The sequence below is a fragment of the Rhodopirellula maiorica SM1 genome (assembly GCF_000346295.1).
In the GTDB taxonomy this organism is placed as follows: Bacteria; Planctomycetota; Planctomycetia; order Pirellulales; family Pirellulaceae; genus Novipirellula; species Novipirellula maiorica.
Genome location: NZ_ANOG01000145.1, coordinates 1 through 10,655, shown reverse-complemented (window position 1 = coordinate 10,655; position 10,655 = coordinate 1). Strand labels below are relative to the sequence as shown.

The 10,655-nt window shown below is 54.4% G+C and carries 4 protein-coding genes and 1 pseudogene; 2 read left to right on the top strand and 3 right to left on the bottom strand.

Going from position 1 to position 10,655, the window contains the following annotated elements:
* Positions 1-49: 49 nt before the first annotated feature.
* From RMSM_RS04310 to RMSM_RS04300, 3 genes are all read right to left on the bottom strand, one after another.
* Positions 50-2,107 (bottom strand): DUF1583 domain-containing protein, encoded by a 2,058-nt coding sequence (locus RMSM_RS04310; RefSeq protein WP_008692101.1) that lies wholly within the window; start codon positions 2,105-2,107, stop codon positions 50-52.
* Positions 2,107-5,460, bottom strand: a complete 3,354-nt coding sequence (locus RMSM_RS04305; protein ID WP_008692098.1) for a DUF1583 domain-containing protein — start codon at positions 5,458-5,460, stop codon at positions 2,107-2,109. The genes RMSM_RS04310 and RMSM_RS04305 overlap by 1 nt, the downstream gene beginning before the upstream one ends.
* Positions 5,461-5,538: 78 nt before the next feature.
* The gene (locus RMSM_RS04300; protein ID WP_160168225.1) at positions 5,539-8,952 is read right to left on the bottom strand and encodes a DUF1583 domain-containing protein; all 3,414 of its coding nucleotides are present in this window, start codon (positions 8,950-8,952) and stop codon (positions 5,539-5,541) included.
* A gap of 289 nt (positions 8,953-9,241) precedes the next feature.
* Here RMSM_RS04300 and RMSM_RS04290 point away from each other — a divergent pair, with 289 nt between their 5' ends.
* Together RMSM_RS04290 and RMSM_RS04285 are read left to right on the top strand one after the other, a co-directional pair.
* Entirely contained in the window at positions 9,242-9,955 is a 714-nt protein-coding gene (locus RMSM_RS04290; RefSeq protein ID WP_008692091.1) for an RNA polymerase sigma factor, read from the top strand.
* 71 nt (positions 9,956-10,026) lie between these two features.
* Positions 10,027-10,655: pseudogene (locus RMSM_RS04285) on the top strand (DUF1549 and DUF1553 domain-containing protein); the annotation flags it as partial.

Sequence of the window (10,655 nt, the reverse complement as noted above, 5' to 3'; positions counted from 1 at the left end):
AAACTGGCCGGTGGGAACCGGCGAGAGGGGACAACGTAATTGCTGTCGCTCAATCCATCGGACGCAGCGGCTCGGTGAAGAAATCAGCGGGAATGGATTCAGGCCAATCACCGGTCATTAACACGTTTCGTACTCGCGATGTCACGGTGTGGGTGGCTCGGTAAAGTCCGAATGGGGCCGTGTCGTCAAAATCGATGGAACGTTGATAGATCAATTCATCATTGAGTTTGACGAGACACTCGCCACCGGATCGTTCAACAGTGACCGCGTTCCACTGGTCTTCCTTCAGCGGCAGTGGACGGGGGCCGCGTCGATTCAACGGCTCAAGCGCCGCGTTATCGCTTTGCAAACCAGTCCATTCGGTTTCGCCGGTGGTGATCCAGCGGACTCGGACGCCGCCGGACTCAAGCAGAAACGCGAGTCTGCCGATCGCAGGATGCACGATCGCCGCATCGTCGTCGTACCAGAATTCGTAATGAATTTCTTCGCCGTCGAGCAGCGGTCGCTGGTATTGCAGCAACCCTGGCTTGGGGGCAGTGGCTTCATCCTCGCGTTTCGCTGCAAGAAGCTCACCCGATTGCAATTGCCAATCAAAATGGGATGTCGATTTCGGTTCCGTTTCACCAGCCGCTCGAAACAGGGGTTGCGATTCAGCAAGAAAGCCCGATTGCCAACCACGCAACTGGTCACCGGACGTTAGCTGCACTTCGCGAGGGACGACAGGCGTTCCATGAATTTGGATGTTTCGGAACACAGGCCGTTGAGTGCCCGAGCTTCTCAATCCAATCCATGGGCTCGATTCCACCGCGGCGCCATCAAACCACACCGGATGAAAGTTGGATTCAAATTTCGCCCCGTCATCAGACGAATGAATTGAAACATGATTAAATACGGGTTGCACGTCGTAGCGAGCGAAGGGCGAAGGACGAATCAAGCTGTGGGCCGAGTCGGCATCCCAGATTAGCAGTGTGTCTTTGCGGCCGAGAGCTTGAAACTGCAGACCGCCATAGACCAAGCCGCCATCCGTTCCAATCGATCCTCCCTCCTGTGTCTCACAGACAAATTCAAATTCGCCGACCAGCGGAAAGCGGAACAACAGCACATCGGTAGTCCCGCCCGCGAGATGCAAGAGATGTTGTTCGTGTGAGAGCCACACACCGCTGGGTTGCCCACGCTGAATATCGGTAGCCGACCGGACCGTGGCGGGAACCCAATATTTCAGGCGGTTCTCTAGTAGAACCTCTGGGCTCGATTGCCCGCGATAAACTTGCACTGCCGTCGCATGGGCGATTCTAAAGAATGGACGCAACGCGATTGCATCGAGTTGACCGCCTCGGTCCACTAGGTTGCTTAATAATGATTCGGCAAACGGTTGCAGTTCCGGGTGCAACAATGCGGCGGAGGCAATCGCCGCGTGCTGCATCGCGTGGGGCGACAATTCCGCGGCGCCCGCCGGATCGTCGGTGGCCAGCGATTGCAAATAGGCTTTGACACGGTCGAGGTCGCCTCGGCTGCCGGCTACGTAGGCCAGCATCAGCAGTTCGGTGGCACCGGCGACCTCCTTGGTTTCAAGTTCTTCGAGCGACAACCGCAATCGAGCCAAACGGCCCACCTCGTCGGCCGCCTGCACGAGCATCCAACCGCTGCAAAAGAAACCTCGAACCGGTCCCACCGATGCGACTGCAAACGTCGAATCGAGAGGCCGTTGCCCCAATGATCGTGCAAACACTTTGGGAGGGGCGTCGGTTGGCACTGGAACTGCCAATAGACGAACGTATTTGCGATCCTCCGATGGCAGCGTCCATTTTTCCATCCGATCAAATTGTTCGTCGGCACTCAATTGAGCAAGTGAGCGATTCACGCCTGCAGCAGCCGAAGGCAAACCACTGTATGCAAGGTCTCTGAATGTAAGTGGCTGGTCGACGAGTTCTCCAAGCGACTCCAGAGCTTGGTCAAGGTCACGCTCGGTGAGTTGTTGCAGGATTTTGGTCGGATCGATTGTTGAGTTTTGTGCATTGAGCGTCGTCGTCAACCAGGACGTGATGAACCACGTAACGAAAACGATCGGGAACAAACGGGCGGCGAAACGGTGTGGCAAGATGATCATTATTGAAATAGCCCGCGAACGGATTCGATTATTCGGGTGGGAAGTGATTTGGTCGGAGGCGTGGAAGGCTTGGGAGTACGTGGCGTGATCGTTCTCGTACCAGGATTCGCGATTTGCCCAACTTCCAGACGTGTTAGCTGTTGGGCCTTCACGTCGAGCGACTTGACCAACATTTGCGAAGTGCGATCCGAGCCTCCTGTGTGCAGCATCATGCGAACGCCGAAAGGAGCGAGTGGGACGCCGGGTGCACTCGTCGACCCGATCAAATACTCGTGTTTCTCTGACTCAACACCCGCATAGATGTAGATTTTCGTGTCACGCCGCAGCAGCCTCAGATAGTCAGGCGACGTAATCCCCAGACTTCCCATTCGGTTGTAGCTGTATCTTTCGCCATTGCGTGTGCGGAATTGCCCTTGGCTGACGATCGCATCGCGAGGGGACTTGGACAGCATCGCGTTGAACTGCATGCGGTCCACATCGGAAGTCTCCACTTGCAAGAAAACCTGCGTGTAGTCGCCTTCTTTTGGGACCGCGAGTTGATTGGCCTGGAAGGCAAACGTAATATCAAAATCGCCGTGGATGACGTGTTTGAGCGAAATTCCGGCGCTCGTCCATTTGTCAGATCCCACTGCATCGACAAGGATGCCGCCTGTGGAACGATCCCAATCGGACAGGCTACCCCACGTATGGAAATCGTTGGTATCCAAAGGCGTGGTGCTAAAGTCGCAGTGAAACGAGACGGGAAGTTGTTCACGCTGACCATTGAACTTCGCCAACATCGCATCCGCCGACTCGGTCACCAAACCGCCTAAACGCTCGGCTCGAATTTCGATTTTCTTAAAACGAGCCCGTGAATATCCATCGGTGCCTTGGACTTGCACCCCAAACTGAATCCCAAGATCCTGCAGATCTTCAACAGTGAAGTCTTCCTCGCCAATCAATTGAAATTGAGTCGAATCGTTTTCGGCGTGCAAGTAGTAGATTTTGTTTGCACGGCGGCATATCCGAATGCGGCCCGCAGTGGCCTCGGTCGGGTGGCGTCCAAAATAGTGTCGACGGTCCTCTCCGTTGACCGTTTGCATCTTCAAGCATTGGACCGAAAACTTGTCGTCGCGGCCCTTGGTGCACTGGACTGCGCCGACGTCCGTGTACTCGTTTGCAGCACGCACATACATTTGAATGCTCGCGACTTTCCCCGGGGTGGCCTTGTATTCCAATTGGTCATAAGACAACACGACATCAAAATCGCCTCCAACGTCAACGACCGTACCGAGCAGCGTGCCGCTGTAGCCTTCGTTTCCGTCACGTGACAGTCGTACTCCATCGTCGGATAATCGAACATCGGCGCTGGCGTTCCCGGAAACCACGGTAAACTTGCGATCTAAGATCGATTGCTCGTCAATTTTTTGTACGAACACCTCGGGAAGATCTTCCGCGGTCCGATCAAGTTCTGCGGTGGCATAAACGGCTAGGTCTTGCTCGTCCAAGGCAGGCATCTGCTTAGGCCAATTGCCGGTCCAGTGGGGATTACGCACTCTCAGATCCGACTGGTCGGCATAATGAAAAAGTCCGAACTTTCGCTCCAAACGATCTAGTTCTAGTACCGTTTGGTGGATAAGTTGGCCATTAAGCAGCAATCGCAGTTCATCTCCAGTAACCTCGACTTGCATCTTGTTCCAGGCGTCTGCTAGTAAGTTTAGCGTTGGCTGATCGCCTAATATCTCGCTGGCATTGTCGCTTCGCAACGCCGAACGTTCGTAACGGCCGTCGGTCAATTGGTGCAGCCGGACACCTTCGTCGCTAAGCAAATAGCAGCGGCGGCCCACCGCGGGATGCGCGATCGTTTCACCGGGAGTGTACCAGAACTCGTATTCAATCGAGCCGTTTTCGATCATCGGACGGCTGTAGACCAGCAATCGCTCGGCACTGCTTCCCAGTGGAAGCTCTGTCGCCCGAGCATCCGTAATTTCCGTTGCCGTGTCGCCGGATGGATGCGTTTCAACGGTACCCTTCCAATCGTTCAATCGATGCGATGCCGCAGTTCGGGTATCAAAGTAGTCGTACCATTCGCTCAGATCCGCTGAGGTGACCAACGCGATGGTGTCGGGAATTGTGGGCGTGCCCGTAATCCGCAAGTCATCGACGCCCCCACGCGTGTTGTGAGAACTGCGCACTGCGATCCAGGGATCACGATGCGGTGTTAGCGGTTGGACGTGGATCGGACGGGCATTGTAGAACGTCGTTGCCTCGGTTTCACGGACCGCAGTGCGAATGTGAATCGATCCGTGACTATGCACGTCTTGCATCGGAAGATCCAGTGGCACTCGGCGGAGTTCGCCAGAAATGTTTCCGATCGCGTAATGCCGATGATCGTAGATCAATCCGGTCCATTCCCCGGCAATCATCAACTGAGTGTCGCGATAACCGAAACCGGTGACATCGGTCTCAATATCAAAACTTCCTTGCAGCGGTGACGCAAAAAACAGAAAGTCGTCGCCGTGGGTTGACATTTTTCTCGCTGAACCCGCAGTGATGTACCATTTTGCTGAGGGAAAGCCATTGCCATTTTCAAACGCGGAACTACGGCTGACACGGTGCCATTGAGTCGTGTCGAGTTCGTCGGCGTACAAACCGCTTGAATGAAGTGTGTTCACGTGTCGCTGAGATTGCACGTGTAGCGTTGCATGGGTGGCCCAGAAATGACGATGCCATGCGGTCCGATGGACCTCTTTGAGGTAATGCTGAGTCACGATTTCAGCCGAATCGCGGACAATCAAACTTAATTCAGGCGACTGGGCGGCTTGGTCGGCGCACAACAAAATCGCTTGCCGCGTTTCATGTAGCAAGTTAGCATCCGAGAGCGCCAGCGAGAAGAATTGCTCCAACAACTCGCCAGCCAACGTGATGCTACCTTCCTCGATGGCGAGTAGAGCAAGTAACGCCGATTGATCGCACTGATCACGCTGTGAGTGAATGCGGGATTGGCTGATCGCAGTGCGAATCTCATCAATTTTCTTAAGCTCGTTGGCCAGACGAATCCACTGGATTGCCGGCGAGACGATTCGCGCGGAGGACTGGGGGGACGATGCAACATAATCCGTAGTCACACGAAACCCAGAATGTTGATCATTGGGCAGAACCCAATCGGTCAGAAATTTGAACGCACGCTGCCGCGACATACTGCGTGCGCGATCACGAATCAGGACTCCACTTTCGGCAATGTGTTGCTCAGCAAACAGGGCGTCCAGCGCCAGACCATCGGATTTCCGAGGTGCTGGTTCCGTTGTCAGATCCGCATCTTGCGCGACTGCAAACGGATTGTTGACGATCAGGATCGAACCAACAAGTAACACGACGAACCATGCACACCGCCGAAGCGGGCGGCATGCGAGTGAGGCAACGCCAGTTGGGAATACGTTTTTCATTACCTATTAAGGTTGCGTAGGAAGGGCGTGTAAGAATTGGAAGACGCCTTGCAACAGGTCGGGAGTGCCGTGCAATCGAAGTTGTTTCCAAACTGCCGATGCAACACGCTGTTCACGCCCCGCATTGACCCACAGACCAACTTTGGTCGCACTGAGTTTGTGTTGGAGCGGGTAGGTCGCAATGACCTTCGACTCCGGCGACCCCGCTTCCGAATACAGGAAGTACAGTGTGCGTTCATGCTGGACGATTCGATATTGGTCCGGCATCGTAACAGGGATTGAGTGTATTGCACGGTAAACCGTGCTGCCGGTCGGCGTGCGCGCTACGATTCTGGGCCGTAGCACAAATGTACCATCTGGTTTGCGACGCAGAATGATTGCGGCTTCAAAAATGTCCAGGGCGGCGTCGTTAATTTCCACGGTTTGCCTACTCGCAAGTTGGATTTGCAGGCTAACTTCGCTGGACGCTTCGTCCGGATACCCTCGATCAAGCCTAAGAATTTCAAATTCGGTTTGGATGTCAAAATCAGCTGCGGATGAAATTGGCTTCATCAGTGAATAGCGTTTTAAAAATGAGTCGCCTTGGACGGTCACTGTGACTCCATCTCCATCCGAAACCATTTTTCCAAGCTCATCGGAAGTCGAGTAGAAGCCAGCTTCGCTTGGCGTTTGCTTGGTAAAGTCGGTCTTTTCCGCCCGCTTTTGTTCACGCAGCGAATTGAGCATTTCAATTGTTTGGGCTTGATCATTGACCGTCAATGGATCGATTCTGTCGGCGCGGACATCAAGCGCGGTCCAAGTGACGCTGGTATCGAGTCCTTGTCCGACTTCCGTAACAAGTTGTAGTCCCTGGACCCCGATGGGGCCCGGTGGAACCGTGGTTGTGGTGACGACGCGAAAGCTCGGTGAGTCACCGACTGCATGCAGTCCGTATATTTGATTTGCACGTCGAACCAATCGCAGCCGTCCCGATGTTGATTCGTCCACCACATTTGCGCCGCCGATCCAAACAGATTTGCCCGCGGCGTTCATTTCTTTTTGACCAAAACCGACATAGTGGTGGCCATGCATGCGATCACGACGACGGTAGAGGGCACAGCGATCAAAAGTTGAATTCTCTAAGCGAATGGCCAACCCGATCCCACAATGCCACGTCGGCTGGCCATCGGAGATATGCAGGTCTTTGTAGCCAACAGAAATATCAAAATCGCCGTGAATCATCATGCAAGCGTTGATGGCGCGAACACCCGCATCGGCACTGCGAACCATCCGCACGCCATCGTCCCGCTTTGTGAGAGTAGTGGTGTCGCCTTCGAAATCAAACAATTCAGCAGGAACCCCGTTTCGAAAATCGTGCACGAAATGGTCGGGTAACTCGGCCGCTCGCTGGTTCAGTTTTGCAACTTCGCGGTTGGCCAACGGTTGCTGTTGGATCACCGGCAGCGTATTCGACCAATCGCCTCTTAGTTGCAGATTGCGGACGACACAGCGAGTTTGATCACGATAGCGAAACAATCCAAATTTACGTGCCGTGTGTGCGGGGACTTGCACCTGCACAACGCTTTGACCGTTCAGGGACACTGTGCACACGTCCCCGTGAATCTGGATCTTGATGGCGTTCCAACCGTTGTGTAGTGGCGGTTTTCCCTTTGTTTCATCATCGTTGGGACCGGGATCGGATGCGTTGTCGGGCCGTAATTGCGACCGTTCGAATTTCCCATCGGTTAGCTGGTGGATGCGAACACCCGCGGGCGTGATCAGAAACACGGTGCGTCCGAGTGCGGGATGCACCGCGATGGTTCCCGCCTGGTATTGAAACTCGTATGAAATTTCCGCATCCCAAACGATAGGACGCACATAGCGAATCAAATCTTCGTCAAAGCTGCCATCAATGCCGCTCGGCAGATTGCTGACAAGATGGATCGTGTGATCATCGCCAACCGCTGTATTCCACTGGCCTAGACCTTGATTTAATGCGGGATCGAAATAGCTGGCCCAACCGCTTAGCGAAGCATCGGACAATAGATCAATCGAATCAGGGATTTGAGCCGATCCGGCGAACTGCAAGTTGCGAATTTCGGACAACGTTCCCCGCCAGCTCTTCAGAGCAACCCAGGGTGCCGAGAGTGGTTTTTGATCATGCTCAAGCACAGAACGTCCATTGAAAAAGTGAGTCACCACACCATTGCGGACGACGCATCGCAGGTGGCTGGACGATTCGATTTCTTCGAGTTTTCGGTCCAATGCAATCTCTCGATTGCCTTTCGACATGGCTCCGATGCTGAGGTGGGTGCCTTCGCGAACGGGTACGACCGCTGCGGCGTGAACCATCAATTCGGTGAACGCTCCGGGATACGTCGCGACTTCGCCATTCACCTCAAAATCACCCGTGATGGGCCCGCGATAAGCGAGATAGTCGTTTTCGTGTCCTGAGATCTTGAAGGCACTCGTGGATCCGATGTGAAATCGCGTGAGTGGTCTCGCAGCGGAATGCGTCGCAGCATCGGACCGGCTGAACACATCATAGACGTTGCTTGCGGCTGGGATCGCGGAGTTGACTTGCGGGTCGTTTGCTCGTCGATCGGCGGCGTAACAGCGGCCTTTCAGCAGACGCAGATAATCGTTGACGACATCCAATTCGAAATCGGCATTGTATTGATGTAAATCGGAGAAGGCTCCAAACAAGTCCTCCGACAACAGATGCGACGTTTTGGGGTTTCCTGCGACGGACCACAGCACGAGCAAGTCGGGCCAACGCTGTGATGCGGAACCCGAGTTTTTCGAGTCTCGCTGCCAAGCAAAGCGGGCTTCTAAGCGTCGCTGAACCGCCTGGACATCGCCTCTCTTGATTTCGAATAAGGTGAGCAAGGTGGTTCGCGCAATGGTCTGATCCTTGTCAGCGGGTTGGATGCTTTCGATTCGCCGCTTCAAATCGCCCAACTTATCCAACTTCGAGGCGACTTGAACCAAATCGATTGCGGGCGAAAGGAGCCAATTGGATTCCGGGTAGGCATTCAGTTCGTGCACGTGTTGGTCAGCGGCCTCGGCTTGTCCGGTCGCAGTAACTGATCGACGAAAAGCACCTTGCAGCCGAAATCCATGGGCGTGAGCTGGAAGCACCCAGCTCACGAGCGTTTCGTACCGCTGCGGCGCGGGCAATTGGCGTGCTTCCAGACAGATCGTTGCAGCGTACTGCTGTAACACAGACTCGCCTATGAGATGGCAAAGTGCGGCGTCGTCCGAGGGGCGATGGGCGACGATGGAGGAATCGGCGATCTCGGTTTCAATGGCAGCCGCTGGGGACGTAGTGATCAGAACCATCAGCGTTGCCGACAACAGACGCCACCAACCACCGCGAAAGTGCGGTAGTCGCTGGGCACGCTCGATCCACATAACGTTTGCCGCGACGGATTCACACATCGTCGAACACATTTTCCTATACTAAGCAGTTACTTGAATGAAGCAGCACGTTTTCATTTTGCCAACATCAAGGGATCGCATTGGAAGCTAGCTGCAACAAATGTTAGCTCTATTGGAGTCGAGTTGGCGTGGAATTTCACGCGTGGAAATTTGCTAACAAGTGACTTTTTTTGTGACTTCGAGCAATTCTCGACTTTTTATGCATTTCGTCCGCGTGATTGCTGGTTCCCAAGCGACTAAGACCTCACACACGGTACGATTGCGTGGTTGATGACCACGATTCGCGAGGGTGATTTTGGACAACGCTGAATTTATTGACGGATTACGAAGGCAGGATCCTGTCGCTGCGAGGCACTTGAATGAGTGTTTCGTGCCGTCGGTCTGGCGTTTCGTATACGCTCGCGTTGACCGTGACACGCACCTTGCCGAAGACATCGTAGCCGAGTCGGTTTTGGCACTCGTGGCAGCCGCCGCAACCGAGACCACGATTAATCATCCGGCCGCCTGGATGCGAACTGTTGCACTGCGACGAATCCAAGACCACTTTCGCGCCGCGGCACGGGTGCAACACCTGATCGAACAAGCTCAGCAGCCGACGCAGACCATTGATGAACAAGATCCGGCGGCGAAACACGACCAAAAATTACGAAGCCAAAATGTGCGTGAAGCGATGGACGATCTTCCCGAGACCTATCGTCTTGCGCTGGAATGGAAATACGTCGATCAAATCAGCGTGAAAGTCATCGCGAAGCGACTTGGTGCGACGGAGAAGAGTGCAGAATCGGTGCTTTATCGAGCACGTCAGGCACTTCGAAATCAATTGAACAAACGCCGCGTCGAACCTTCACAATCGGACGCCGCACTGACGCCTCCGAATACGGACGGATCGCCCATCCAAGGTGACTCGGCCAACCAGAGAAAGCAAGCCAATGGGGATTCGAATTCTTCCTTGCAAAAGGAACGATCGTCTCTATTTGAACCGCGTCTCGCACGCGAATCCTGATGCGGATTGTTCCATCGCTAGCACCAAAACACAGCGATCGAGTCGCGACTCCGAAGAAGTGCGTAAATATTATGACACACGACCCAAATTCCAATCAACCGTCGGATGCCCCAGGGCAAATTGACAACGACAAATTGTCGGCCGATGACGATCGCGGATTGGCAGTGATGTTGTCGGATGCGTTCGACGCGCCACCGGTGCCGAAAACATTGGTTCGACGGCTGGATGAGGGAATTGCGGCGCAGTGGGGCGAGTCACCTGAATTGGTATCTTCGCGACTCGGCAGCGCAGTCGCCGTTGCCCGCAGTGGAACAAATTGGCTCCGCACCTGGCCGCTCGCCGCGGGAGTGGCCGCAGCGTTCATGATCGCGTTTATGCTGAGCACGGGTTCGAACAATCATGCATGGGCCGCGGTCGTCGATGCGATCAAGCGTCAGGGGTTGATTCAGATCGACTCAGCGGATGGTCTGCGATGGCTGGATCTTTCCAATTTAGTCGTAGGTCGCCAAACCGAATCGCAAATCCAATGGGTCGATGTTCGAAAGCGATCGGTGTTGACTCGATCAACTGACTCGGACACCGTGTATCGAACGCCGTTTGAAATTGATGCGGACGATTCCGCTACAGACTTGCTGTTGACCACATTCCTGCTGGATCAACCGTTGTCATCCGACACGCTCACCCCGTTCCGCGGCATCAA